General features: G+C 62.8%; 24 protein-coding genes. 9 read left to right on the top strand and 15 right to left on the bottom strand.

What is annotated here, in order from left to right:
- The 3 genes from dnaA to gyrB all read left to right on the top strand — a co-directional run.
- A partial coding sequence (gene dnaA / locus Q0L30_RS22665) for a chromosomal replication initiator protein DnaA (protein WP_296661895.1) occupies window positions 1-735 on the top strand: 735 nt, incomplete at its 5' end.
- A 254-nt stretch (window positions 736-989) separates the two neighbouring features.
- Window positions 990-2,093: a DNA polymerase III subunit beta gene (gene dnaN / locus Q0L30_RS22660; RefSeq protein ID WP_296661894.1), complete on the top strand. Its 1,104-nt coding sequence runs from the start codon at window positions 990-992 to the stop codon at window positions 2,091-2,093.
- Window positions 2,094-2,207: 114 nt separating this feature from the next.
- The gene (gene gyrB / locus Q0L30_RS22655; protein WP_296661893.1) at window positions 2,208-4,679 is read left to right on the top strand and encodes a DNA topoisomerase (ATP-hydrolyzing) subunit B; all 2,472 of its coding nucleotides are present in this window, start codon (window positions 2,208-2,210) and stop codon (window positions 4,677-4,679) included.
- A 123-nt stretch (window positions 4,680-4,802) separates the two neighbouring features.
- On the opposite strand, the gene Q0L30_RS22650 is transcribed toward gyrB, so the two are convergent.
- The 3 genes from Q0L30_RS22650 to Q0L30_RS22640 all read right to left on the bottom strand — a co-directional run bounded on the left by Q0L30_RS22650 (window position 4,803) and on the right by Q0L30_RS22640 (window position 6,606).
- A complete protein-coding gene (locus Q0L30_RS22650) occupies window positions 4,803-5,213 on the bottom strand; it encodes a cupin domain-containing protein (protein WP_296661892.1) in 411 nt (136 codons plus the stop codon).
- A gap of 94 nt (window positions 5,214-5,307) precedes the next feature.
- Complete coding sequence (locus tag Q0L30_RS22645) at window positions 5,308-5,787, bottom strand: carboxymuconolactone decarboxylase family protein (protein WP_296661891.1); 480 nt, start codon at window positions 5,785-5,787, stop codon at window positions 5,308-5,310.
- Window positions 5,788-5,850: 63 nt separating this feature from the next.
- Window positions 5,851-6,606 carry an SDR family oxidoreductase gene (locus Q0L30_RS22640; protein WP_296661898.1) on the bottom strand — a complete coding sequence of 252 codons (756 nt, stop codon included), beginning with the start codon at window positions 6,604-6,606 and terminating at the stop codon, window positions 5,851-5,853.
- Between the two features lie 201 nt (window positions 6,607-6,807).
- Between Q0L30_RS22640 and Q0L30_RS22635 the strand changes: the two genes are divergently transcribed.
- A complete protein-coding gene (locus tag Q0L30_RS22635; RefSeq protein WP_296661890.1) occupies window positions 6,808-8,391 on the top strand; it encodes a winged helix-turn-helix domain-containing protein in 1,584 nt (527 codons plus the stop codon).
- 173 nt (window positions 8,392-8,564) lie between these two features.
- On the top strand, window positions 8,565-8,912 hold the full coding sequence (locus Q0L30_RS22630) for a carboxymuconolactone decarboxylase family protein (protein WP_296661889.1): 348 nt from the start codon (window positions 8,565-8,567) through the stop codon (window positions 8,910-8,912).
- Between the two features lie 48 nt (window positions 8,913-8,960).
- Here the strand turns inward: Q0L30_RS22630 and Q0L30_RS22625 are convergent, their stop codons facing one another.
- Window positions 8,961-9,431: an Lrp/AsnC family transcriptional regulator gene (locus Q0L30_RS22625; RefSeq protein WP_296661888.1), complete on the bottom strand. Its 471-nt coding sequence runs from the start codon at window positions 9,429-9,431 to the stop codon at window positions 8,961-8,963.
- A gap of 132 nt (window positions 9,432-9,563) precedes the next feature.
- On the opposite strand from Q0L30_RS22625, the gene Q0L30_RS22620 reads away from it, so the two are divergent.
- On the top strand, window positions 9,564-9,968 hold the full coding sequence (locus tag Q0L30_RS22620) for a CidA/LrgA family protein (protein WP_296661887.1): 405 nt from the start codon (window positions 9,564-9,566) through the stop codon (window positions 9,966-9,968).
- Complete coding sequence (locus Q0L30_RS22615) at window positions 9,965-10,642, top strand: LrgB family protein (RefSeq protein WP_296661886.1); 678 nt, start codon at window positions 9,965-9,967, stop codon at window positions 10,640-10,642. Before Q0L30_RS22620 ends, Q0L30_RS22615 begins: the two co-directional genes overlap by 4 nt.
- A gap of 93 nt (window positions 10,643-10,735) precedes the next feature.
- Here Q0L30_RS22615 and Q0L30_RS22610 read toward each other — a convergent pair whose 3' ends face one another.
- The 9 genes from Q0L30_RS22610 to Q0L30_RS22570 all read right to left on the bottom strand — a co-directional run bounded on the left by Q0L30_RS22610 (window position 10,736) and on the right by Q0L30_RS22570 (window position 20,353).
- Window positions 10,736-11,860, bottom strand: a complete 1,125-nt coding sequence (locus Q0L30_RS22610) for a porin (protein WP_296661897.1) — start codon at window positions 11,858-11,860, stop codon at window positions 10,736-10,738.
- An 828-nt stretch (window positions 11,861-12,688) separates the two neighbouring features.
- A complete protein-coding gene (locus tag Q0L30_RS22605; RefSeq protein ID WP_296661885.1) occupies window positions 12,689-13,210 on the bottom strand; it encodes a hypothetical protein in 522 nt (173 codons plus the stop codon).
- Window positions 13,207-14,457: a sialidase family protein gene (locus Q0L30_RS22600; RefSeq protein WP_296661884.1), complete on the bottom strand. Its 1,251-nt coding sequence runs from the start codon at window positions 14,455-14,457 to the stop codon at window positions 13,207-13,209. Before Q0L30_RS22600 ends, Q0L30_RS22605 begins: the two co-directional genes overlap by 4 nt.
- 11 nt (window positions 14,458-14,468) lie before the next feature.
- On the bottom strand, window positions 14,469-14,891 hold the full coding sequence (locus Q0L30_RS22595; protein WP_296661883.1) for a biopolymer transporter ExbD: 423 nt from the start codon (window positions 14,889-14,891) through the stop codon (window positions 14,469-14,471).
- Entirely contained in the window at window positions 14,888-15,598 is a 711-nt protein-coding gene (locus Q0L30_RS22590; RefSeq protein WP_296661882.1) for a MotA/TolQ/ExbB proton channel family protein, read from the bottom strand. Before Q0L30_RS22590 ends, Q0L30_RS22595 begins: the two co-directional genes overlap by 4 nt.
- A 12-nt stretch (window positions 15,599-15,610) precedes the next feature.
- On the bottom strand, window positions 15,611-16,429 hold the full coding sequence (locus Q0L30_RS22585) for a TonB family protein (protein WP_296661881.1): 819 nt from the start codon (window positions 16,427-16,429) through the stop codon (window positions 15,611-15,613).
- A 2-nt stretch (window positions 16,430-16,431) separates the two neighbouring features.
- On the bottom strand, window positions 16,432-18,711 hold the full coding sequence (locus Q0L30_RS22580; RefSeq protein ID WP_296661896.1) for a TonB-dependent receptor: 2,280 nt from the start codon (window positions 18,709-18,711) through the stop codon (window positions 16,432-16,434).
- A gap of 163 nt (window positions 18,712-18,874) precedes the next feature.
- Window positions 18,875-19,306, bottom strand: a complete 432-nt coding sequence (locus Q0L30_RS22575; RefSeq protein ID WP_296661880.1) for a DUF2946 domain-containing protein — start codon at window positions 19,304-19,306, stop codon at window positions 18,875-18,877.
- Window positions 19,307-19,873: 567 nt separating this feature from the next.
- The gene (locus Q0L30_RS22570) at window positions 19,874-20,353 is read right to left on the bottom strand and encodes a GyrI-like domain-containing protein (RefSeq protein WP_296661879.1); all 480 of its coding nucleotides are present in this window, start codon (window positions 20,351-20,353) and stop codon (window positions 19,874-19,876) included.
- A gap of 188 nt (window positions 20,354-20,541) precedes the next feature.
- On the opposite strand from Q0L30_RS22570, the gene Q0L30_RS22565 reads away from it, so the two are divergent.
- Both Q0L30_RS22565 and eutC read left to right on the top strand, forming a co-directional pair.
- Entirely contained in the window at window positions 20,542-21,948 is a 1,407-nt protein-coding gene (locus Q0L30_RS22565; RefSeq protein WP_296661878.1) for an ethanolamine ammonia-lyase subunit EutB, read from the top strand.
- On the top strand, window positions 21,945-22,787 hold the full coding sequence (gene eutC, locus Q0L30_RS22560; protein WP_296661877.1) for an ethanolamine ammonia-lyase subunit EutC: 843 nt from the start codon (window positions 21,945-21,947) through the stop codon (window positions 22,785-22,787). Before Q0L30_RS22565 ends, eutC begins: the two co-directional genes overlap by 4 nt.
- Before the next feature lie 6 nt (window positions 22,788-22,793).
- Here the strand turns inward: eutC and Q0L30_RS22555 are convergent, their stop codons facing one another.
- The gene (locus tag Q0L30_RS22555) at window positions 22,794-23,174 is read right to left on the bottom strand and encodes a DUF779 domain-containing protein (RefSeq protein WP_296661876.1); all 381 of its coding nucleotides are present in this window, start codon (window positions 23,172-23,174) and stop codon (window positions 22,794-22,796) included.
- 95 nt (window positions 23,175-23,269) lie between these two features.
- The gene (adh, locus tag Q0L30_RS22550; RefSeq protein ID WP_296661875.1) at window positions 23,270-24,790 is read right to left on the bottom strand and encodes an aldehyde dehydrogenase; all 1,521 of its coding nucleotides are present in this window, start codon (window positions 24,788-24,790) and stop codon (window positions 23,270-23,272) included.
- Window positions 24,791-24,979: the final 189 nt, after the last annotated feature.

The following is a 24,979-nucleotide window of genomic DNA, read 5'->3' as shown; positions in this document are numbered from 1 at the left end:
CGCTACTACCACTCGCTCGACCTGCTGCTGATCGACGATATCCAGTTCTTCTCGGGCAAGTCGCGCACACAAGAGGAATTCTTCTACGCGTTCGAGGCATTGGTCGCGAACAAGGCGCAGGTGATCATCACGAGCGACACGTATCCGAAGGAGATTTCGGGTATCGACGATCGCCTGATCTCGCGCTTCGACTCCGGTCTGACGGTGGCGATCGAGCCGCCCGAGCTCGAAATGCGCGTCGCGATCCTGATGCGCAAGGCGCAATCGGAGTTCGTGAGCCTGAACGAGGACGTCGCGTTCTTCGTCGCGAAGCACCTGCGCTCGAACGTGCGCGAGCTCGAAGGCGCACTGCGCAAGATCCTCGCGTATTCGAAGTTCCATGGCCGCGAGATCTCGATCGAACTGACCAAGGAAGCGCTCAAAGACCTGCTGACGGTTCAGAACCGGCAGATTTCGGTCGAAAACATTCAGAAGACGGTCGCCGATTTCTACAGCATCAAGGTCGCCGACATGTATTCGAAGAAGCGTCCGGCGAACATCGCGCGGCCACGGCAGATCGCCATGTACCTCGCGAAGGAGCTGACGCAGAAGAGTCTGCCGGAGATCGGCGAGCTATTCGGCGGCCGCGACCACACGACGGTGCTGCACGCGGTGCGCAAGATCGCCGATGAGCGCGGCAAGGACGCGCAGTTGAACCACGAACTGCACGTGCTGGAGCAGACGCTCAAGGGCTGAAGCCCGCGCTGAACGGCACGGGCGGCGCGTTTCGCGTGGGGAAGCCTGTTTATTTCGCGGATCAGCCCCAATTTAGGGAACTGAACTGTTTTCAGGCACAATATGGGTTTAACCGCCCGCCGGATCGGGCGGAATTCACGCCGCGGCTGCTAGCAGCTACCAGCAAGATGCCAGCAATGGCGGCTACCGGCGCCCGGATCGCGGATCGGGCGCTGGACGGGGTGCGCAGGCCGTCACATCAACGAAGGAACTTTATGCAACTGGTCAAGACCGAACGCGATAACCTCCTCAGGCCGCTGCAAACGGTGAGCGGCATTGTCGAACGCCGCCACACGTTGCCGATCCTCGCCAATCTGCTGATCACCAAGAACGGTTCCGACGTCTCGTTCCTTTCGACGGATCTCGAGCTTCAGATCACCACGCACGCCGATTTCGGCGTGGGCAACGACCAGGTTGCCACGACCGTCGCCGCGCGCAAGCTGCTCGACATCCTGCGCGCGATGCCCGACGGGCAGGTCACGCTCACGCTCGCCGACAAGCGGCTGACCGTGCAGTCGGGCAAGAGCCGCTTCGCGCTGCAGACGCTCGCCGCCGACGAATTTCCCACCGTCGCCCAGACCACCGATTTCGGCGCGAGCCTCGCGGTGCCGCAAAAGACCTTCCGGCAGCTGCTCGGCATGGTCTACTTCGCGATGGCGCAGCAGGACATCCGCTACTACCTGAACGGCATGCTGCTCGTCGTGGACGGCGACCAGTTGATGGCGGTCGCGACCGACGGCCACCGCCTCGCGTTTTCGTCGATGAAGATCGAAGGCTCGTTCGCGCGCCAGGAAGTCATCATCCCGCGCAAGACGATCCTCGAACTCCAGCGCCTGCTCGAAGACATCGACGACGTGCTGAAGATCGACATCGGCTCGACCCAGGTGAAGTTCACCTTCGGCCAGGTCGAACTCGTCTCGAAGCTCGTGGAAGGCAAGTTCCCCGACTTCCAGCGCGTCATTCCGAAGGCGCACAAGAACACCTTCCAGATCGGCCGCGAAGAGCTGCAGCGCTCGCTCCAGCGCGCGGCGATTCTCACGTCCGACAAGTTCAAGGGCGTGCGCTGCATCATCGAGCCGGGCCAGCTCAAGATCATGTCGACCAACGCGGATCAGGAAGAGGCCCAGGAAGAACTGGAAATCGCCTACCAGGGCGACACCATCGACATCGGGTTCAACGTCACGTATCTGCTCGACGTCCTGGCGAACCTGAAGATCGACATGCTGGAAGTGAGCCTCGGCGACTCCAGCTCCAGTGCGCTCATCACGATTCCCGAGAACGAGGAATTCAAATACGTGGTGATGCCGATGCGCATTTAAAAAGCGCGACAGAAGAAGAACTCCAGGGGGCGCTGCGCCCCTTTGGCGTTTTTATGGCTTTTCGAAAAGCCCCGAGCAGTAACGCTGGCAGTACAGCAGAACCGGAAAAATTCCATGACTGATACGAACAACTCGCAACCCGACAACAGCTACGGCGCCTCGTCGATCCAGATCCTCGAGGGTCTGGAGGCCGTGCGCAAGCGGCCCGGGATGTATATCGGCGACACATCGGACGGCACCGGTCTGCATCACCTCGTCTTCGAAGTGCTCGACAACTCCATCGACGAAGCGCTCGCGGGCTACTGCAACGACATCCGCGTCGTGATTCACGCGGACAACTCGATTTCCATCAGCGACAACGGCCGCGGCATCCCCACGGGCGTCAAGATGGACGACAAGCACGACCCGAAGCGCAGCGCGGCTGAAATCGTGATGACCGAACTGCACGCGGGCGGCAAGTTCGACCAGAACAGCTACAAGGTTTCGGGCGGGCTGCACGGCGTGGGCGTGTCGTGCGTGAACGCGCTCTCCAGCTGGCTGCGCCTCACGGTGCGCCGCGACGGCAAGAAGCGCTTCATGGAATTCCACCGCGGCGTCGCGCAGAACCGCATGATCGAGGACGTGGACGGCGTGCCGACCTCGCCGATGCAATTGATCGGCGACACCGAAAACCGCGGCACCGAAGTTCACTTCATGGCGGACGAAACGATCTTCGGCAGCGTCGAGTACCACTACGACATCCTCGCGAAGCGCATCCGCGAACTCTCGTTCCTGAACAACGGCGTGCGCATCCGTCTGACCGACCAGCGCACCGGCAAGGAAGACGATTTCGCATTCGCGGGCGGCGTGAAGGGCTTCGTCGAGTACATCAACAAGCAAAAGACCGTGCTGCACCCAACCATCTTCTACGTGCAGGGCGAGAAAGACGGCGTGGGCGTGGAAGTGGCGATGCAGTGGAACGACAGCTACAACGAAAGCGTGCTGTGCTTCACGAACAACATTCCGCAGCGCGATGGCGGCACGCACCTCACGGGCTTGCGCGCGGCGATGACGCGCGTGATCAACAAGTACATCGCCGATAACGAAATCGCCCGGAAAGCCAAGGTCGAAACGTCCGGCGACGACATGCGCGAAGGTCTCTCGTGCGTGCTTTCCGTGAAGGTGCCCGAGCCGAAGTTCAGCTCGCAGACGAAGGACAAGCTCGTTTCGTCGGAAGTGCGCGCACCGGTTGAAGACGTCGTTGCAAAGGCGCTCGAAGAATTCCTGCTCGAAACGCCGAACGACGCGAAGATCATCTGCGGCAAGATCGTCGACGCTGCACGTGCGCGCGACGCTGCGCGCAAGGCGCGCGAAATGACGCGCCGCAAAGGCGTGCTGGACGGCGTGGGGCTGCCCGGCAAGCTCGCGGACTGCCAGGAAAAGGATCCGGCGAAGTCGGAAATCTATATCGTCGAGGGCGACTCGGCAGGCGGCTCGGCGAAGCAGGGCCGCGATCGCAAGTTCCAGGCGATTCTGCCGCTGCGCGGCAAGGTGCTCAACGTCGAGAAGGCGCGCTACGACAAGCTGCTGTCGTCGGAGCAGATCGTCACGCTGATCACGGCGCTCGGCTGCGGCATCGGCAAGGACGACTACAACCTCGAGAAGCTGTGCTACCACCGCATCATCATCATGACCGACGCGGACGTGGACGGCGCGCACATCCGCACGCTGCTGCTCACGTTCTTCTATCGCCAGATGCCGGAGATGATCGAGCGCGGCTATGTGTACATCGCGCAGCCGCCGCTCTACAAGTTGAAGGCGGGAAAGGACGAGCGCTATCTCAAGGACGACGCAGACCTCAACGCGCACATGCTGCGGCTCGCCCTGCAAGGCTCGGAACTGCTGCCGAACGAAGGCGCGACGCCGATCGCAGGCGATGCGCTCGGCGAACTCGCGCGCTCGTACCAGCTCGCGCGTGGCGTGGTCGATCGACTGAGCCGCCTCTACGACGAACGCGCGCTCGAAGCGATCATGGACGGCGTTGCGATCGACCTGTCGAGCGAGGCCTCGACGCAAAGCTCGGCTACCGCACTCGAATCGGCACTGCGCGACGATGCGCAAAAGCCCGAGGTAAGCGTCGTCGCGATGTACGACCCGGTGCGCGAAGTGCGTTCGCTGCGCGTCGAGCGTCGTCATCACGGCAACGTGAAGGTGTCGGTGATCGACGAGGAGTTCCAGCTCACCGCCGATTATCAGCAGCTCGTGAATACGGCCAATACGTTCAAGGGCTTGATCGGCAAGGGCGCATTCATCCGCCGCGGCGAGCGCAACATGGCCGTGAGCGACTTCAAGAGCGCGATGAAGTGGCTGATTGCCGATGCCGAGCGCAATGTCTCGAAGCAGCGTTACAAAGGTCTCGGCGAGATGAATCCCGGGCAGCTTTGGGAAACGACGATGGATCCGGCCGTGCGGCGCCTGTTGCGCGTGCAGATCGAAGACGCGATTGCAGCGGATGGTATTTTCACCACGCTCATGGGCGATGATGTGGAGCCGCGTAGGGCGTTTATCGAGAACAATGCGCTTCGGGCGGGGAATATTGATGTTTGAGGGTGGGTGTAGATAAACGCTTAACCCGAGAAAAACGGACCCATAAGTTGAGAAATTTATGGGTCTTTTCTATTGGCGTAGGCCACCGGAGTTAGTACGACCGAGCGACTCGCATAACCGACCTCAAGGCACTGGCGTCAAAACAGGCTCACCGCGTTCCTTCAACAGAAACACCAGAAATTTGGCGGGTTCGGTACGACTGGCGTTGCGTCCAACCGTGTGTACGTCGTCAGGGCCTTCGTAGAAGGTCTGGCCAGGCGTCAGCGTGACGGGCTTGCCGCCGCGCACGCCCATCACAATCGATCCCTGCAGCACATAGATGAATCCGTGCGCATTGTGCCGATGCACGGGATCCGATCCGCCCGGCGGATACTCCACCGTGAGAACCACCGCTTCCTTACCCGGATAGTCCGCGAGCGCTCTGGTCATCAGCGATTTCACCTGTGTCACGTGTGTCGAGGGCGGCGCCTGCTGCGCGCTCACGGTCCCGGCGCCCAACAGCAGCACCATGGCGAAGGCTCTGGAAAGGGTCATGACATGTTCCTCGTTGTCGATCCGCGAAGGGCGGCCGTGAATGAATTTCGGCGACGCAGCACGCAGCGCGTTGCGCGGCTACGTCACCGCCTGATCAGGCCAGGCCGGATTTGTCGATGCCGAACGCCTTGTCATAGGTGCCCGGCGCAACCCGGAAACCCACGTTGACGCGATTCCACGCGTTAATCGACATCACCAGGAAAGTCAGATCGGACAATTCCTTCTCGGACAGTTGCGTGCGCACCCGATCGTAGATCTCGTCCGGCACGCCCTGCTCAGGAATTCGCGTCAGCGCCTCGGTCCACGCCAGCGCCGCGCGCTCGCGCGGGCTGAACAGGGTCGACTCGCGCCAGATCGCGACATGATGCAGACGCAACGGCCGTTCGCCATGGATCGTGGCTTCCTTGACGTGCATGTCCACACAGAAAGCGCAGCCGTTGATCTGCGACGCGCGGATATCGACGAGATGACGAATCGACTCCTCGATGGCGGAATGCTTGAGAGCAAGGCTGAATTCGACGAACTTCTTGAACAGCTCGGGGGATTGCTTCTGGTAATCGATGCGTTGGGTCATGACAGATCCTCAGTGTGAAAAAAGCGTGAGCAGTGGATTGGCGTAGTTCACGGGCCGACGGGATCACCCGCGTGCCGGCGCCCCGTTCAGCCAGTTCAGGAAACGTGTCGGCCCGATGCGGGCGTTGTCGTGAGCAACGAGCGACGAATCATCCAGTTCGCTGCCGAAGTAGCGCGCGTGCACATCGGCAACCACCGGCCGCTTGTCGCCATGTGCGGCAAGAAACTTGCGCGCCAGTTCGTCGAGCGGGAAGCGATCGGGTCCGCCTATCTCGACGTAACCATTAGTCGGCATCCCAACCGCGAGATCGGCCAGCAAGGCAGAGACGTCATCCGATGCAACCGGCTGAATCAGCGCGGGCGACAGGTGGATCGTGCCGTTGTCGTCACCCGCATCGATAATGCCGCCGATGAATTCGAAAAACTGCGTCGCGTGCAAGATGGTGTATGGAATCTTCGATGCCTCGATCAACTTTTCCTGGGCGACTTTGGCCCGGAAATAGCCGCTTTCAGGCAGACGGTCGCTGCCGGCGATCGAAAGCGCGAGGTGATGCTCCACGCCCGCGGCCGCTTCGGCGGCAAGCAGATTCCGGCCGGACGTTTCGAAAAATTCCAGTACCGCGCGGTCTTCGAACGACGGCGAATTCGCCACGTCGACCACCGCTTGCGCGCCATTCAGTGCTTCGGCCAGCCCCTGCCCGGTGACGGTGTTCACGCCCGTGCCCGGCGATGCCGCCACGACCTCATGACCGTTCACGCGTAGCCGCTTTACAATGTTCGATCCGATAAGGCCACTACCGCCGATAACAACGATTTTCATGTTCCGCTCCTTGACGCCGGGTTGATGGTCACTGCTGCGATCGATGTAGGCAGTGTGCCGGTCAGGCGATGCGGAGACATTGCCAAGCCCTTGGGTTTTCCTTGGATTTGGCCTGGTTATTTGTCCAGAAATGCGCGTCCACAAATGCAAGCCCAGAAATGCGTGTCCAGAAACGCGCGGACATGAAGCGAGGAGCAATGAATGCGATTGGTGTTCGAGGACTGCGAGCTCGACCTGGATCGACGCGAACTCATGCGAGCGTCACAACTGGTGGCAACCGCGCCGCGGGTCTTCGATCTGCTGGTCTACCTGGCGCAGAACCGCGAGCGTGTCGTCAGCCGGGACGATCTGATCGACGCGGTGTGGGGCGGCCGGATCGTTTCGGAGTCGACACTGGCCAGCCATATCAACGTCGTGCGCAAGGCTGTCGGCGATAGTGGCGAGGAGCAACGTCTGATTCGAACGGTCGCGCGCAAGGGCTTCCGGTTTGTCGCCGACCTGCGCGAAACAGGATCGGGGGATGGCGACAGCCTTTGCGGCGCCGGGTCTGACGCGCCGGTGCAAACTTCCGCACTTGTGCCGGTCCTCCCCGCGAAACCATCGGTTGCCGTCTTGCCGTTCGTGAACTTGAGCGGGGACCAGGAGCAGGACTATCTGGTCGACGGCGTGGTCGAGGACATCATTACGGCGTTGTCGCAGTACCGCTGGCTGTTCGTCGTCTCGCGCAACTCAAGCTTCACCTACAAGACACGCACGGTGGACGCGAAGCAGGTTGGTCGCGAATTGGGCGTTCGTTACGTGCTGGAAGGTAGTTGGCGCAACGTGAACAAGCGTGTGCGCATCACAGGACAGCTGATCGATGCGACAACCGGGACGCTCCACTGGGCCGGCCGCTTCGAGGGTGTGCTCGGAGACATCTTCGAACTGCAGGACCACATTGCCGAGAGCGTGGTCGGTGCAATCGTTCCGCAACTGGAACAGGCGGAAATTCAACGCGCGCGGGACAAACCGACCGAAAGCCTCGACGCCTACGACTACTATCTGCGCGGCATGGCCAGGTTGCATCACGGAACCCAGGAGACCATCGACCAGGCGCTACAGCTGTTTCAGAAAGCCATCGAATTCGATCGGGATTTTGCGTCGGCCTATGCGATGGCGGCATGGTGTTATTGCTGGCGCAAGGTCAATGGCTGGATGACAGATTGCCCGCAAGAGGCGGCGGAGGGCACACGGCTGGCGCGCAGGGCGGCGGAATTGGGCAAGGGCGATGCCGTCGCGCTCACGAGAAGCGGCCATACACTCGCCCACCTTGCCGCCGACCTCCAGGGCGGCATCACCTTGCTGGACAAGGCACTCGCGCTCAACCCGAACCTTGCGGCAGCGTGGTTTCTCGGCGCATTCCTCATGCTCTGGCACGGCGAAACCGACGTAGCAATCGAGCGCTTTACGCACGCGATGCGCTTGAGCCCGCTCGACCCGGAGTTGTACAGAATGCAGGCCGGGATGGCGACCGCGCATCTTTTCATGGGGCAGTTCGATACGGCGTCGTCATGGGCGGAGAAGGCGTTTCGGGAGTTGCCGAGTTTCTTGCTGGCCGCCGCCGTCCTCGTGTCGAGCCATGCGCTTGCCGGACGGATGACCGAAGCGCAGCGCGCAATGGACCAATTGCGCCTGCTGTCCCCCGAGTTGCGTCTCTCGAACATCACAGATTGGTTGCCGATCCACCGGGCGGAGAATCTCGCCACTCTGGCGGACGGTCTACGCAAAGCGGGACTGCCGGAATAACGGCGCTGCAAGGCTGATCGCTGGGTGCGGCGATTGGAGCAATCGCTCTACCATGCAACAATATGTATTTTAATATAATATAAGCGCATGAATTGATCGCGTCGCGCCCGACGGTTCACTCTGTTTTCGTTTTCGGCGCGGGCTTTACACCTTTGATAATTGGGGAAACAACGATGAGCGGCACTTCCAGTTTTAAAGACATCACGCACGCAGTCTCCAGCCAGATGCGAGCCATGCGTCAAACGCAGCCGGACCTGATGAACGCATTTAGCCAGCTGGCGGTTGCCGGTACGAAGGATAGTGCGCTGGACAAGAAAACGCGCGAATTCGTTGCGCTCGGCATTGCCATAGCCGGCCGGTGCGACGACTGCATCGGTTTTCATGTCCAGGCGCTGGTCAAGCTCGGCATGACGAGAGCGGAACTCGAAGACGTACTGGCGACGGCGGTCTACATGGGCGGCGGCCCGTCCATGATGTACGCCACCCATGCCCTGAATGCATTCGAAGAGTTTTCCGTCTGACCGATCGAAGCAAGCCGTGGCGCGCGGCCGGCGGTGGTGCCGGCCAGCCTACGGCGCAAGGAATACCGGCAAGGGACGGCTGCCGGCATCGCCCGAAAGACTGATCAGGGTGCGCACTTCCTGCACCATCGGAAGGGGCGACAGCCGGTCCGCCAGGAGGCGGCTGTACGCATTGAGGTCGATCGTGACGATCCGCAGGAGAAAGTCATATTCGCCCAGCACGGTGTGGATTTCGAGGACTTCGGGATATTGCTCGACGGCCGCCCTGAATTTCTCTCCGGCGCGCTCGCTGTGTTTGTTCAGCTTTACCTCGGTGAACGTCTGCACACTGAGTCCAAGCTTTGCCCGGTCCAGGATCGCAACTCTGCGAACGATCACACCGTCTCTTTCGAGTTTCTCGACGCGCCGCCATGCCTGCGACTGAGAGAGGCCGACGCGCTCGCCCAACTCGCCCATGGAAAGCGCCGCATCAACCTGAAGCGTTGCAAGGATTTTCCGGTCGAATTGATCGATAGACATATTTTTCGCATCAGATTAACGTTGTACGAAACAGAATAACGCAGAGGTACCGATCCGACGCGAAAGATGCATGAAATACGCGAATTATTGGGGATAGCATAGACGCTTCAAGACCTGAAGCCGAGCCAACCCATGACAGCCCAGACACAGACGCGAGCGACCGTTCCGGCGTTCGGGATCAGGAGTGTGTTTCAGGCGGGCGGGCTGATTGCCGCATTCGTCGCCTTGACGTTCGCGGGCAAGTGGCTCGGCGTGCCCGTGAATCCAGCGCTGACCGGCTTTGTCGTCGTTCTCGCGGCGCTGTTCGTGAGGCTTGTTCCCGTGTCCGCCGTCGAGAGCGGCGCACGTCTGCTCATCTCCCAAAGCGCGCTGTTCCTCATTCCGCCCGTGGTTGCCGTCGCGCGCCAGCGTGACATGCTCGAAGCGAACTGGTGGCCACTCGTTGTGATCGTCGTCGGCGGCACGGTGATTTGCACCGCCGCGACGTCGTTTGCGGTGGAACTTGCCACGCGCACACTTCAGAGGCGCCGGGCATGATCGCGCTCATTGCGGGCATCGCCGTCACATTGGCCGTCTATGCGCTGAATCTCCGCATTCATCGGGCCTGGCGCAATGTTTTGACTTCGCCGCTGATTCTCGCGCCAGCCATCCTCATCGCCGGTCTTTCGCTGCTGCACGTGCCGTTCGACGCCTATCTGCAGTCGACGCATGTGCTCGTCTGGATGATTGGCCCGCTGACCTTGGCGCTCGCCGTTCCGGTCTACCAGCACCGCCACTACATTCGGCACTGGTGGCCTGTGCTGCTCGTGGGCACCATCGTGTCCGGAACGACAGCGATGGTGTCCGCCGTGGTCCTCGCGAGAATGTTCGACTTGCCTGCCATCGTCGAACATAGCCTCGTGGCGCGTTCGATCTCGATGCCGTTTGCCTTCGCCGTTTCAGATGAGCTTTCCGGGACACGCGATCTGACCACCTTGTTCGTGGTGGCGAGCGGCACGGCGGGGATCGTGCTGGGAGACGCGTTGCTCGTGCTTTTCAGGGTGAAATCGGCGCAGGCGCACGGCGCTACGCTGGGCGCCATCGCGCAGGTGGCTGGCGCTGTTCGCGCACACGACCGTGGTGTTCCAAACGGCGTGATGGCGAGTTTGACAATGGTTCTCGGTGGCGCCTTCACGGTGCTTGCGGCGCCGCTCGTCGTGCGGCTTATCTAGCGCCCGCCCGGCGACTGCTCTGCGGCTGCACAACGCCTGGGATAACCCACGCATGCGATAACGCGCGGATGATCCGCGCGCGTCGCTTCCGCTTCAGAATTTGTGCATCACGCCAACATACGTCGTGACCTGTGACTGGCCGATAAGCGGATTGGTGGTCGGCGTCGCACCACGCGGCGTGGCGAACACCGAGAAATCCGAGCGGCTCGCGTTGCGCACGTAGCCCACGGTGCCATACAGGAATGTACGTGCGCTCAGGTTGTAGGTTGTGCCGAGCGCATAGAGCGTGGCGTGGCCGGCCGGATCGTGCGTTGTGCTGCCCTCGCCGCCGCGCACGCGAACGTAGTAGCCCGCGCCCGTCACCGCCCAGCGCGGCGTGGCCTGCCAGGTTGCGCCGAGCCAGAAGTGATCCGCGATGTCGGCAAGACCCACCGGGGTATCGGGTGCCGAATAGTGCGTCCACGCCGTCTGGATTGTGAACGGCGAAAGACGCAGATTGCCGCCGACGAAATATTCGCGCGAGCTAGTGAAGATGTTGCTGAACTGGCCATTCGAATCGCGCAGTTCGTCGTAGAAGCCGCGCAGGTCGAAATACGGCGAGCGGTACGTCAGCATGACGCCATTCGAGCGGCCGAAATCGCCCGCCGCCCCATAGTTGAAACCGCTCGCCTGGTTGCCGAATGCGTATTGCGCCTGCACGTCGAAACCGCGCCATACTGGGCTGTGATATTCGACGTTATTGCTCGTCTGCTGCCAGTTGCGCCCGCGCACGAGCGATGCCGACGACACTGCCTGCTGCACGAACGGATCGAATTCCCACACGCCATCACTGTCGATGAACAGGTTGCGGCCAGCCTGCAACTGACCCCACCGGTCGTCCTTCAGGCCGACGTAGGCGCGGCGTGAAAAGAGCCGCCCGCCGCCGGACGTGCCGTTCATCACCTGCAGCGCGGTTTCCAGCGTGAACACCGTAGCGAGTCCGCCCCCCAGATCCTCCGTGCCACGCATGCCGAACATGCTCGTGCCCCAGTTGCCGCCCTGTGCTCTCCAGCGCGTGCGGGACTCGCCCGGCGAAGGCGTCGTGTTGTTCAGGTACTCGAAACCGGCGTCGATGCGGCCGTAGAGCGCCACGCTCGTTTGCGCCGACGCGAAAGGGACCATCGCCCCCAGCAGCACTGCAACAGGAATGACCTTTCTCATCGTGCTCTCCGATGACAGTTGCTCCAGTGGCCGTTGGGTCGTCCAGGATTTTCGACAGCCCCAACAGCATCGAGCCAACAATTAACGTTCCGGCCAACAACCGGTCGATCCATATCGATGGGTATCGCTATGGCTTCGATCTGCCTCGGAGGGGAATTGATTGAACTGGCTGAACTGGCTGAACTGGCGCAAAGGGATCGGTTTGCAGCTTTTTTATTAGTGTTGTTGCGACTGCCATTGTCTCCATCATTTTCTCCATACCTGAGGAATGCGAATTTATTAGGGGAATCGCACAGAATCGCAAGGTGCCCATCAAGCCGGATGGTTGCCTCGCCTTAAGAAATGTCTTGTGGTGTACAGCGTTACCTTTTTGATCGCGCCCGCTAGCCGGTAAAGGCTGAAATACCGTCGAATGGACGCTCAAGCTGCGATCCACCGTGTTCATCAAAGGCGATCGGTCCGCTCTGTGACGCGTCGCCATGCGGCAGCGCGCCCGCTTGCGATCTCGTTCGTCTCACGGAAGCGGCTCGTAAGGCTGGGGAATCGTGATCGCGCTCGTCAATGTGCGCGTGGTTGCCCATCGCAGAATCCGGCGTTTCCGTTTGCACGATCCATCTCCTCTACGCGTTCGATAGAAATGGCGCGCGTGCAATTCTTGTTGCACAGGAATCCTGATTTAAACGCGCGTACCAAACATTACAAAGCGTTGCAAGTGCGAGTGATTTAATCACCGATCGATATACCAATAAAGTCCCTCCCGTGGGCAGATGTTTCGAGCGCGGGATGTGTGATTCTCGCAGGCCCGGCAACGTAGCGCCGAACAGTCGTCAGCGCACGTTGCTCCATTCAACGCCCGGCATGCTGCGACGCAGGCTGGACAGACTCAAGCCATGCCGCGACTTTTTGCGAATCTGCGACGCCGCGAATCGTCGTCACCGTGCCGTCCGGCGCGATGAGCAACGTTCTCGGCATGTCGCCGAACCAGTTCGATTGCACGCTGGCGCGCAGATACTCGTCTGGTTCGGACAGGACGCCCCAGCTTTCGACGCCGCTCAGGCCCGCCTGGGCGAGCCGCGCTTCGGTCGCGTCGGACGGCGCCTGATCGAAGCGTACGAGTACGACATCGGCGCCGCGATGCGCGTGCACGAACTCGCCCCACTTCGGCAACTCGCCTACGCAGGGGCTGCACGTCATCCCCCAGATATGAACGATGAGCGGTTTGCCCGCATGATGCGCGCGAATATCGGCAAAGCTTTGAGCCGTGAACGGGCGCGGCGGCGCTGCGAATGCGCCAGGCGACGAACATGCCAGCATGAACGCGGCGGCAGTCGTGCCGAACAACGTGCGCAGAGAGTGCTTGAACTTCATGATGGATCCAGTGCGATCAATTGATAGCCATGCTCGCGGGTGAGCCAGGACAGGTAGACGTGCTTTCCATCAGCGTTTGCATCGGCGACGAGTACCGGCCGGTCGCTCTGGCCATCCGCCGTTTCGACCGTGCGGTCGGCGGACCACGTCACGCCGCCGTCGCTCGAATGACGCACCTTCGCCAGAATGTGCTGGCCGTCGAACTCCTTCCACGCAAGCCATACCGACTTGTCCTGCGCGAGCAGCGACGGCCGGCCGGGCTGGTGCGCCGCGTCGCCCACGCTTTGCGGTGCAGAAAAACTCTGCCCTTCGTCGGTCGAGCGCGCGTAGAAAAGGCCCTGGCGCGCTTCGCCCGCCGTAAGCCACGCGGCATGCCAGGTTCCGTCAGCCGATACGGCCAACGCGGGTCCATGATGCGGACAGCCGTCTATCGCCCAGTGATCGAACGCAACGCGGTGCGCGACCGTGGGCTTGCGCGCGGCGTCGAACGACATCACCGCGTGATCGCGTTCGTTCGTTCCGTAGATCTTGCGAAACAGGACGACCGGGTGCTGCTCCCGGTCGAGCCCGAGATCGATCCGGCAGCATTCGCACGTATGATCGTCGGCTATCGCTTCTCCCGTGAAAGTCGCGCCCGCGTCGTCGGACCACGCATAAGCGAGCGCCGCGCCTGGCTGCTGCGTGCCGTGCTCGCGCGCAGCAGCCACCGTGCGCTTGTCGAGCCACGCGGCGAAGAGCGTATCGTGCGCGTCGAATCCGATGACCGGGAATCGCTGGCTCGCCGGGTTCGACGAGATCGGGCGCGGCGGCGAGAACGTCTTGCCGTCGTCGGAGTGCGACACCATCACCTCGGCGTTCCAGTTGTCGTCCTTGAACACGCCGTAGGCCACGACGATACGGCCCTTGCGGTCGATGGCGATCTGCGGATGCGACTCGACGCCGGCATCGAGCCGCGCGCCGTGCCGGCCGATCACGACGGGTGCGCCGAAGTGCTTGCCCGCGTCGTCGGAGGCGGCGATGGAGACTGCGCCGTCGGCCGACCAGACAACCCAGAGCTTGCCGTGCGCGTCGACAAACGGCGTCGCGACGCTCGCGCATGCCAGCGCGTGGTTCGCACATTGCGGCTCTGATGAAGCGTCCTGATGATGCATCGCCGGCATCGTGCTGGCGTCATGCGCCGATGCCGCGACGCATCCGAGGGTCAATGCAAGTCCTGCAAGCAGGGTGCGCAGTGAAAAATTCGGCATGGTCGGTCGTCTCAATGCGAGGTAACGGGATCGGTGACGAAACCGACTTTGGCAACGCCTGCCGCGCTCGCCTGCGAGAGCAGCTTGGCGACCTCGCCGTAGCGCGCCATGTGGTCCGCGATGATGCGAAGTTCGGGCTGCGGCCGCTGTTTCGCCGCCGCTTCGAGCGCGGCTTCGAGCGACGGCTCGGTCGTGACCCGGCCATCCCAGCGAACTTGCCCGCCCGCATCGACCATGATGTCCACGTGCGGCACACGCAGGTTTTCGCGCTGGCTGCTCGCTTGCGGCAGCGCGATCTTCGCCGCGTGATGCACGACCGGCAGCGTCACCATGAACACGACGAGCAAGACGAGCATGACGTCGATGAGCGGCGTCATGTTGATTTCCGCGGCGAGCCCGCCATCCATGTCGCCATTCGAGTGATCGCCAATCATGCCTGCTTCTCCGCCGATGAAGTATCGAGACGCGTGACCGACGCCGAAGGGCCGGTCAGCAGCACCGTATGCACGTTGTGTCCGAAACGGTTCAGCTTGCCGACGATGCCGCGCATCATGCGCGTGAGCGCGTTGTAGCCGACCACGGCGGGAATCGCGACGAACAGGCCGAACGCGGTCATGACGAGCGTTTCGCCGATCGGACCGGCCACCTGGTCGAGGCTCGCATCGCCGCTCGCACCGATGGCGATGAGCGCGTGATAAATGCCCCACACCGTGCCGAACAGGCCGACGAACGGCGCAATCGCGCCAATCGACGCAAGCAGTGCAAGCCCGCGCTGCAGCGATGCGGATGCATCGTCGGTCGCGGCCTTCAGGCAGCGGGCCAGCCAGTCGCTCACGTCGGCGCGATCGCCCCGGCGATGCCGGCTGGCCTCGTGACGGGCCAGCGCGAGCCGCCCGGCTTCCGCGACGTCGTGAAACGGCGAACCCGGTTCGCCGAGGACCGGCACGCCGGACCCGCTCAGGTCGGCGTCCCAGATCTGCTGCTCGGCGCGCGCCGCACGCCGCGCCATCTGACGCAATTCAATCGATTTGAGCAGAATCACCGTCCAGGTTGCGATCGACATAAACGCGAGCAGCAGCGCGGTCGCGCGCGTGACGGGGTCGCCCTGTTGCCACACATGATGCAAGCCATACGTTTGCATTTTGGAACTCCTTTATTCGGAAAGATTGAAGACGACCGGCACTTTGGCGGTCGCCGGCACGGCCTTGCCGTGCTCTCTATAAGGTGCGCACGCGCTGGCCAGTACGGCGTCGAGCGCGGCGGCATCGAGTCTCGGGTAGCCGCTTGAAGCGACGACATGGGCCGCATCGACATGACCCTTCACGTCGACGCGCAACTGGACGAGCGCCGTGCCCGACTCTCCACCGCGGCGCGACAGCATCGGATAAGCAGGCTTCGCAATCGTGCAATCGAGTTGCGCCACGGCGCGCGGCGTCTGATCGCCGTCCGCAGCGGCTTGCTGTGCCGGGGACGCCTGCGGCGCCGCTGGCGAAGCATCGGATTGCTGCGCGGACGAAACCGGCGACGCGGGCGCTACGGCAGGTGCGGCCGGTGCTGCAGCGGGCGAGGGCTGCTGCTGCGGTTCGGCAACGCGCTGGTGCACCACGGGCGCTGCGGCATGCACGACCGGGCGCACGACAGGCTGCGGCGCGCTTGTCTGCCGCGCAGGCGCGGGCGGTTGCGGGTGCAACGGAACGGCCGGCGCGGGCATCGCGGATGCGGCGGGCGCGGACGTGATGAGTTCCGCCGCGACGACCCGCACCGGCACCGCCTCTCGTTGCGGCTCGCGCGCCGACATGACGAAGCCGAGCAAGGCAACATGCAGCGCGCCGACGAACACGGCAGCGCCCACGATGTGCCGCTTCTTCTGCTTTTGCGGCGGGCGTTGCTTTAGCGGCGCGTGTTGCTTCTGCCCGTCATGTCGCACATTCACCGGCAAGCCGGGCGATGCGAGGGAGAGTGGCTTGCTCACGATCAGATCCCGAACCTGGCCTGGACGTAGTACGTGCGTCCCGGATACGGGTGATAGACGAAGTACCGCGCATCGAAGAGGTTGTCGATGCCGACGGCGAGCTGAGTCGATCTGGTCGGCTTGAACGTGTACTTCACGTCGGCCACCGTATAGGTGCTCGTGCCACCGAACACGTTCGGATTCGAGTCGGTATTGGTCAGCGTGTTGTATTGGCGGCCCGAATAACGCACGCCGAGCATCACCGTCGAGCGCTCATCGATGTGGTAACTCGCCGCGAGATCGGCGCGGAAGAGCGGAATCCGGTAGAAGTATTTGCCGACGCTGGCCGGGTTCTGCGCATTGGCGAGAATCTTCGATTGCGTGTAGGCGACGCTCGCGATCAGGTCGAGCCCGTGAACGCCGACGTCCTGGCCTTGATAGCTCACCTCCACGCCGCGCGAGCGCACCTTGCCGATGTTCTGGAAACTGGTGACGTTCGGGATCACCGTCGTATCGGTCTGGCTGAAGATCGCGTTCTTCACGTCGTCCTGGAACAACGACAGGCGCCACAGACCGTTCCAGTGCGCCCATTCGGCACTCAACTCCTTCGACAGATCGTTTTCCGGCTGAAGGTTCGGGTTGTTGTTGACGATCGTGAAGCCGTTGATCGTCCCCTGGAAAAGCTCACTCACGGTCGGGAAACGGTACGCGCGCCCGACCGATGCCCGCAACGTGAGGTCCTGGGTCACGTCGAAGGAGATCGATGCCTTCGGCGACACGTGCTGCTGGTTCGATTCGGGATACGGCAGCCCCGTCGCGCCAATCGACTGCTGGCCGTTATACGCGTTCCAGTCCTCGTAGCGCAGGCCATAGACGACCTTCCAGCGCGGCAGGAAGCGCCAGGCGTCCTGCGCGTACAGCGCCTGGGTCTGCGTTTTGCCGCTGAACGAGTTGGCGAACGAACCGGCTGCGCCATCGCGCCAGTTCGCCGTGTTGTAGGTCTGGTTGTCGACGAAATAGTTGTCGTAGTGATAGCCGAAGCTCAGCGCGTGGTTCAGCAACCCGGCTGCCGGTGACGGCGGCGTCCACGTCGCCTTCAGGTCGAGCGTCTTCCAGCCGGTGCCGTCGCCGAAGGTCACGACGCCCGCGCCGTTGCCCGGGCCGCCCACGTTGGCCGTGCGTGCGACGCTGTTGGATACGTCGTAGTAGGACGCGATCGCTTCCGCGTTCCAGCCGGTCGCTTGATGCGTGCGCAACGACAGACCATAGAGCCAGTTCTCGTTGTAGCCGCGACTCGGCGCGAAAGTGGCGTCCTTGATCGTGTAGCGATTGCCGCCGATATTGACCGTGCCGCTGTACACGGGATTGCCGTTCTCGTCGGTGAGAAACGACGAGGTCTGGCTGTTGTAGGTCTGGTGCCAGTAGCCGAGCGTGAAGGCGCCCTGCACGGTCGGCGTGAAATCGTATTGCGTTTTCAGGGTGAACTGGTCCTGAACCGTGTGCTCGATGCCTTCGCCGCTCACGCCGAGCACCGCGGTCGGCGCATTGTTCTGGTTGTTGTCGAAGAACGCGCCGTGGACCACCTTGTCGCCCGGGCGCGCGGGCGTCGACGATTTCGCCGTCGTCGCGAAGTTCAGCGGCTGGCTGGTGTTATCGAGGTGATTGACGCCGAGCCGGTACGAGAACTTGCCGATCTTGTCGCCGATCGTCGCGGTGGCCTGAGCGCCGTTGAAGTTCTGATTCACCCCGTAAAGGCTGAAGTGCTGCGTGAACGCTTTCACGTCCGCGCTGGCTTCGAACTTCGTCGGCATGCGCGTCGAAATGAGGACCGTCGCGCCGAGCGAGTTGCCCGGATACAGCGCCGAGAACGGCCCATAGATCACATCGACCCGCTGGATCTCCTCGGGATAAACCATCGACCAGCGCGGCGGAAAGGAATAGCTATTGCCGAGCAGGTTGCTGAGCAAAAGGCCGTCGGCATACACGAGGCCGCGCGCGCTTTGCGTATTGCTCGTGCCGCGCACCGCGATGATGGAGTTCACGTCGCCGGTGAAGCGCTTGCGTACCGCGAGATTGGGCAGGTACTTCAGCGTGTCTTCGCTGTTGACGACGCTCCAGTTGTTGAACTGCTCGCGCGTGACGGTTTCGACGGACGCGGGCAGGTTGGGATCGACGGCGGGCTGGGCGACGCCGGCGGCGCTGGACGAATCGCTCTTCGCGTTCACGGTGACGGCCGGCAGGGTCATTTCGCTCGCAGAATTGTCTGCGTGCGCGTACGGCGCGAGCAGCGAAAAGGGAAGCATACCGAGCGTGGCGCACCACGCGGTTTTACGCGGACGAGCGCATGCGCTTCGCAGTGCGAAGTAAGACATATTAGTTCCTGAAATCGATGGACGAGCGAAATCGCATGCGTCATCGTTTGCATCAACGACGCACGTTTATCGCGGTTGTCTCAAACAGATGAAATCAGGAAACGACGGGAGGCGCGCGTGGGCGTCCGCTCGGGAACGCGCCAATCGGCGTGAATCGTGTGGAAAGGACCGGTGCTGCGGAGAACGTGAGAAGCACGTATGCCGCCTCGGCGGCCGACGCCAGTGCGGGCATGGCCGCATGGGTGGCGAGCAGGTCGCAGTAGCCGCATGCCGCCATCGTCGTCGCGCTTGAAGCGTGATGCCCGGCATCGGCGGCATGGCTCGCCGCGGAGCACATGTGCATGTTGCCCATCTGCATGCTGGACATGTGCATGTCGCCCATGTTCATTTCCGTGCACGCAACGACAGCGTCCTGGTGCGAGCGGGACTGTTCGATCAACTGACTCACGATCGGCGCGAACACGACGAGCCACATGGCGATCAAGCCAAGCCATGCGGTCAGATGTGTACGGGATCGGTTAGTCACGATATGGGCCACGAAAATGCGACTTGAGTCTAACATTCGCCCAACAAAGGCTACAACGTCGTACTTGAAATTGGGGCGCTTTGTCACACTTTGCGACGCTTTGTTTGACTGATAACGGGTCGGCAGTGTACGCCGCAGCGGATGTGCGGCGACGAATCCTCAGGATGGCCAATTTTTAAACCGTCCTTTTTAAGCCCATCCTTTAAGCCCGACACCTTCAAAAATTCATCGGCAGCACACGTCGCGATTCCGGTTCAGGCCAGGCGCGGCCCTCAAGTTGCGCTATCCACAACCTCGTGCGGATAACTCGCGGAAAACCCCATGGAATGTCTGTGTGCGAATTGGGGATAAGTGCGGAGGCGTCGCGCAGGCCAAAAAGTTATCCGACGCTGTGCGACGTTATTCACGCCCGCAAAGCGCGGTTATAAAGCGGGCAGGGTTTTGATTTGTTTGGGGTTTTCCCCGCTTGTCCACAGGAAACGCCAGGGCTTGTTAACTATTACTACGTTTACATACAAGTAAACAAGAAAACCCTAAAGACCCGGCCATCGCACCGGCCCGGATCGATCAAACCAGCGGCAGATAAAGCTCCGTGAGCAGTTCATCTGGCGCCACTTCCTCGGGCGTATTCAGATACAACTCGAAAGAAGGTGCGTCGACATCGGCTTTTCGGCCCGACTTGGGCAGCCAGTCGGCGTAAAACCAGGTCCAGACCGCGCCGAGGCCATCATACGGCCCCTTATGCAAGAGCATCGCGTGCGCGCCGCCGCGCAGTTGCATCTTCTCGACCGGCGACCCGGGCGTGAGGTTCGACGTATCCGGCAGATGAATTGCCGCCTTGGAGCGCAGTTTCGACGGCTCGACCTGATTGGGATCGTCGTAGAAAATGCCCACGAGTTTCGCCCGCGACGTCGGCACGCGGCGCGCGCCGAGCCACTGCGCGAGCGTGAAGAACGCATCGCCGATCTTCGTGTACGGGCCAACGTGCCCGACTGCAAGCAGGTTCATCGGCTGCAGGGTGACTATCTTGACGTCGCTGCGTTGCATGATGCGTCTCCGTGATGGCGGGCGGCAAAAGACGCCCGGCTACATCGATTCACGATAGCACCGTCGCGCCGGGGGTGCCCGTGCCGGTGCCCGTGCCGGTGCCCGTGCCCGTGCCCGTGACGCTGCTTCCCGTTGGCGCTATCGTGTTGCTACATGGCGGCGCGTCCGCCTGCACGGGAGCGACCCCGATGAGCCATGCCTCCACGCATTTCCAGACCCTGGGGAGCCGTGTTTACCGCTTCGACGGCCTGCGCACGCTGCTGGCGAAGGCGAGTCCGCTGCGCTCCGGCGATGAGCTTGCGGGGCTCGCCGCCGAAACCGGGGAAGAACGCGTTGCGGCAAAGCTTGCGCTGGCGGACCTGCCGCTGCGCGCGTTCCTCGACGAAGCCCTGATTCCGTACGAAACGGACGAGGTGACGCGGCTCATCATCGACAGCCATTCGCCGCTGGCCTTCGCGCCCATCGCGTCGCTGACCGTGGGCGCGTTTCGCGAGTGGCTGCTGGCGGACACGACCGGCGCTGCCGAGCTTGCGGCCGTCGCAGACGGCCTGACGCCGGAGATGGTCGCCGCCGTATCGAAGCTGATGCGCAATCAGGATCTGATCGCGGTGGCGAAGAAGCGGCCGGTGGTGACGCGCTTTCGCAATACGATCGGCTTGCCCGGCCATCTTTCGGCGCGCCTGCAGCCCAATCATCCAGCCGACGACGTCAAAGGCATTGCCGCTTCGATGCTCGACGGCCTGATGTACGGAAGCGGCGACGCCGTGATCGGCGTGAATCCCGCCTCGGACAATCTCGCCGCGATCATCCGGCTGCTCGCCATGATCGACGACTTTCGCGAGCGCTATGCGGTGCCGACGCAATCGTGCGTGCTCACGCATGTGACGAACACGCTGGCCGCCATCGAACGCGGCGCGAGCGTGGATCTCGTGTTTCAGTCGATTGCAGGCACGCAGGCGGCGAACGCGAGCTTCGGCGTCTCGCTCGCACTGCTCGACGAGGCCCATGAGGCCGCGCAGTCGCTCGGGCGCGGCACGGTCGGCGACAACGTCATGTACTTCGAAACCGGGCAGGGCAGCGCGCTCTCCGCGAATGCGCATCACGGCGTCGACCAGCAGACGTGCGAAGCGCGCGCCTACGCCGTGGCGCGCCGCTATCGGCCGTTGCTCGTCAATACCGTCGTGGGTTTTATCGGCCCGGAGTATCTGTACGACGGCAAGCAGATCGTTCGCGCGGGGCTCGAGGATCATTTCTGCGGCAAGCTGCTCGGCGTGCCGATGGGCTGCGATATCTGCTACACGAATCATGCGCAGGCCGACCAGAACGACATGGACACGCTGTTGACGCTGCTCGGCGTCGCGGGCGTGAACTTCATCATGGGCGTGCCCGGCGCCGACGATGTGATGCTCAACTACCAGAGCACGTCGTTTCACGATGCGCTGTATCTGCGCGATGTGCTCGGCCTGCGCCGCGCGCCGGAATTCGAGGCTTGGCTCGTGCAGATGCAGATCGCCGACGCGCGCGGCACGCTGTTGAGGGCGTCGCCGGGGCAGCCGTTGCTCGCCTCGGCAAAAAACTGGGTGGAGGACGCGTGAGCGGACCGGTCGAAGCGAACCCGTGGGACGCGCTGCGCCGCTTTACGAGCGCGCGCATCGCGCTGGGCCGCGCGGGCAGCGGCCTGCCGACCGCGCCATTACTCGCCTTCGAGCGCGCGCATGCGCAGGCGCGCGATGCCGTGCATCAGCCGCTCGACGCGGATGCACTGCACGCGGCGCTGAAAACGCGCGCCCTGATGTCGATCGACGTCCACAGCGCGGCACCCGATCGCGATCACTACCTGCGCCGTCCCGATCTCGGCCGACGGCTGGACGAAGCGAGCGTTCACGTTTTGTACGACGTCGTGTGCGACGCAGTGTGCGACAAACCCGCCGCGCCTGCCGATGTCGTTTTCGTGATTGCGGACGGGCTCTCCGCGCGTGCCGCTGCCGCGCATGCGCTGCCCGTGCTCGACGCTGCGCTGCCGAGGCTCGATGGCTGGCAAGTGGGGCCGGTCGTCGTCGCGCGGCAGGCGCGCGTCGCACTCGGCGACGAGATCGGCGAACGCCTGCGGGCGCGGTGCGTGGTGATGCTGATTGGCGAGCGGCCCGGCCTCAGTTCGCCGGACAGCCTCGGCCTCTATCTGACCGCCGCGCCGCGCGTTGGCCGCACCGATGCCGAACGCAACTGCATCTCGAACGTTCGTCCCGAAGGCCTGGGCTACGAGGCGGCTGCCGCGAAGCTGTGCTATCTGCTGACGCGCTCGCGCGCGCTCGGCATGACCGGCATCGGTCTCAAAGACGATAGCGAAGACGCGTCCGGCCACGCCGACGCCGCTGCAACCTTGGCTGCCGCTGCTTCGGCACCTTTGTCCGCGCCGCCCGAGCGAAGCCGCTGACGTGGCTCATGCTTGCACGCGCGCCACGGGATGGGCGTCGAGCCAGGCGCTTTCCGCATCGTCGAAGAGCCGCGAGCGCGTGATAAAGCGCAGCCCCGTGGGCCGTTCGAGCGAGAACATGCCGCCGTTGCCGGGCACGGCGTCGATGACGAGCTGCGTATGCCGCCAGTACGTAAATTGCGCCTCAGTCATGTAGAAAGGCATGCGGCCGATTTCGCCGAGTTGCACGTCCGCTGTGCCGACCATGAATTCACCGGCCGGAAAGCACATCGGCGCGCTGCCGTCGCAGCACCCTCCGGACTGGTGAAAAAGGAGCGGCCCGTGTTCGTTCGCGAGGCGCTCGATCAGCGCGAGTGCCTCGGGTGTAGCCGTGACGCGTAGCACCATTTTCCGGTCGCTCCTTGCGTGGGTTGATCGATAAAAAAAGGGCGTGCGACGTAAGAATCGGGGATGCACCGCCGCACGCCAAACCGCCAACCCACTCAGAAAAACCCGAGCGGCTGATCGCTATAGCTGACGAGCAGGTTCTTCGTCTGCTGATAGTGATCGAGCATCATCTTGTGATTCTCACGCCCGATGCCGGACTGCTTGTATCCGCCGAACGCCGCGTGCGCGGGATATGCGTGATAGCAGTTGGTCCACACGCGCCCGGCCTGAATGGCACGGCCGAAGCGGTACGCGCGCGCGCCGTCGCGCGTCCAGACGCCTGCGCCGAGGCCGTAGAGCGTGTCGTTGGCGATTTCGAGCGCTTCCTCTTCGGTCTTGAAGGTCGTCACCGACACGACCGGCCCGAAGATCTCTTCCTGGAAGATGCGCATCTTGTTGTGGCCGCGGAACACCGTGGGCTTCACGTAGTAGCCGTCGCCGAGTTCGCCGGGCAGCTTGCTGCGCTCGCCGCCGAACAGGCACTGCGCGCCCTCCTGCTTGCCGAGATCGATGTACGAAAGGATCTTTTCGAGCTGCTCCTGCGAGGCCTGTGCGCCGATCATCGTCCTCGTGTCGAGCGGATGGCCCTGCTGGATCGCAGCGACGCGCTTGAGCGCGCGCGCCATGAAGCGGTCGTAGATTTTCTCGTCGATCAGCACGCGCGACGGGCAGGTGCACACTTCGCCCTGATTGAGCGCGAACATCGCGAAGCCTTCGAGCGCCTTGTCGAAGTAGCTGTCGTCGTGTTCGACGACATCGGCGAAGAAGATGTTCGGGCTCTTGCCGCCCAGCTCCAGCGTGACCGGAATGATGTTCTGGCTCGCGTACTGCATGATCAGTCGGCCCGTCGTGGTTTCGCCGGTAAAGGCGATCTTCGCGATGCGGCGGCTCGACGCGAGCGGCTTGCCTGCTTCGAGTCCGAAGCCGTTCACGACGTTCAGCACGCCCGGCGGCAGCAGATCCTGGATCAGCTCGACCAGCACGAGCATCGACGCCGGGGTTTGCTCGGCGGGCTTGAGCACGACGCAGTTGCCGGCCGCGAGCGCGGGCGCGAGCTTCCACGCAGCCATCAGGATCGGGAAATTCCACGGAATGATCTGGCCGATCACGCCGAGCGGCTCGTGAAAGTGATAGCCGACCGTATCGTGATCGATCTCGGAGATGCCGCCTTCCTGCGCGCGCACGCAGCCCGCGAAATAGCGGAAGTGATCGGCGGCGAGCGGGATGTCGGCAGCGAGCGTTTCGCGCAGCGGCTTGCCGTTGTCGATCGTTTCGGCGACGGCGAGCTTGTGCAGGTTTTGCTCGATGCGCTCGGCGATGCGGATCAGGACGTTCGCACGGTCGGTGGCCGAGGTTTTGGCCCACGCTTCTTTCGCGCCGTGCGCGGCGTCGAGCGCGAGTTCGACGTCGGCTTCGCGCGAGCGCGGGATCGACGTGAACGGATGACCGGTGATCGGCGAAATGTCGTCGAAGTACTCGCCGCCGAGCGGCGCGACCCACTTGCCGCCGATGAAATTGCCGTATTGTTTCTTGTAAGGGAATTCCCTGTTCAGGAACTGCATCTCTGCATGATTCATGGGTGTGCTCCTCTACGTTCTCTGTATCGATATGACCAGGCGCGGTTTGCCGATCTGCCGGGAGGCGATTACGCCAGAACCGTGCCAGCCCGCAATCGGCATCGGCGCGCGCGCTTTGGGCCGTGCCTGGGCCGCATTTGGGCCGTGCTTGGGCCGCATTTGGGGCGTGCCTGGCCCGCGCCTGGGACA

It is taken from the genome of Paraburkholderia sp. (assembly GCF_024281035.1).
In the GTDB taxonomy this organism is placed as follows: domain Bacteria; phylum Pseudomonadota; class Gammaproteobacteria; order Burkholderiales; family Burkholderiaceae; genus Paraburkholderia.
The sequence above is the reverse complement of the archived record's forward strand: the minus strand, read 5'-3'. Positions and strand labels throughout refer to the sequence as shown.

Bases quoted from the DNA above. Each gene is read 5' to 3' on its own strand.
- adh (WP_296661875.1), bottom strand. From the start codon at position 24,790: ATGAATCATGCAGAGATGCAGTTCCTGAACAGGGAATTCCCTTACAAG.
- Q0L30_RS22580 (WP_296661896.1), bottom strand. From the start codon at position 18,711: ATGCTTCCCTTTTCGCTGCTCGCGCCGTACGCGCACGCAGACAATTCT.
- Q0L30_RS22645 (WP_296661891.1), bottom strand. From the start codon at position 5,787: ATGACCCAACGCATCGATTACCAGAAGCAATCCCCCGAGCTGTTCAAG.
- Q0L30_RS22615 (WP_296661886.1), top strand. From the start codon at position 9,965: ATGATCGCGCTCATTGCGGGCATCGCCGTCACATTGGCCGTCTATGCG.
- Q0L30_RS22565 (WP_296661878.1), top strand. From the start codon at position 20,542: ATGAGCCATGCCTCCACGCATTTCCAGACCCTGGGGAGCCGTGTTTAC.
- Q0L30_RS22650 (WP_296661892.1), bottom strand. From the start codon at position 5,213: ATGACCCTTTCCAGAGCCTTCGCCATGGTGCTGCTGTTGGGCGCCGGG.
- Q0L30_RS22605 (WP_296661885.1), bottom strand. From the start codon at position 13,210: ATGAAGTTCAAGCACTCTCTGCGCACGTTGTTCGGCACGACTGCCGCC.
- Q0L30_RS22595 (WP_296661883.1), bottom strand. From the start codon at position 14,891: ATGATTGGCGATCACTCGAATGGCGACATGGATGGCGGGCTCGCCGCG.
- Q0L30_RS22590 (WP_296661882.1), bottom strand. From the start codon at position 15,598: ATGCAAACGTATGGCTTGCATCATGTGTGGCAACAGGGCGACCCCGTC.
- Q0L30_RS22620 (WP_296661887.1), top strand. From the start codon at position 9,564: ATGACAGCCCAGACACAGACGCGAGCGACCGTTCCGGCGTTCGGGATC.
- Q0L30_RS22630 (WP_296661889.1), top strand. From the start codon at position 8,565: ATGAGCGGCACTTCCAGTTTTAAAGACATCACGCACGCAGTCTCCAGC.
- Q0L30_RS22570 (WP_296661879.1), bottom strand. From the start codon at position 20,353: ATGCAACGCAGCGACGTCAAGATAGTCACCCTGCAGCCGATGAACCTG.
- Q0L30_RS22600 (WP_296661884.1), bottom strand. From the start codon at position 14,457: ATGCCGAATTTTTCACTGCGCACCCTGCTTGCAGGACTTGCATTGACC.
- dnaN (WP_296661894.1), top strand. From the start codon at position 990: ATGCAACTGGTCAAGACCGAACGCGATAACCTCCTCAGGCCGCTGCAA.
- Q0L30_RS22625 (WP_296661888.1), bottom strand. From the start codon at position 9,431: ATGTCTATCGATCAATTCGACCGGAAAATCCTTGCAACGCTTCAGGTT.
- gyrB (WP_296661893.1), top strand. From the start codon at position 2,208: ATGACTGATACGAACAACTCGCAACCCGACAACAGCTACGGCGCCTCG.
- Q0L30_RS22640 (WP_296661898.1), bottom strand. From the start codon at position 6,606: ATGAAAATCGTTGTTATCGGCGGTAGTGGCCTTATCGGATCGAACATT.
- Q0L30_RS22635 (WP_296661890.1), top strand. From the start codon at position 6,808: ATGCGATTGGTGTTCGAGGACTGCGAGCTCGACCTGGATCGACGCGAA.
- Q0L30_RS22555 (WP_296661876.1), bottom strand. From the start codon at position 23,174: ATGGTGCTACGCGTCACGGCTACACCCGAGGCACTCGCGCTGATCGAG.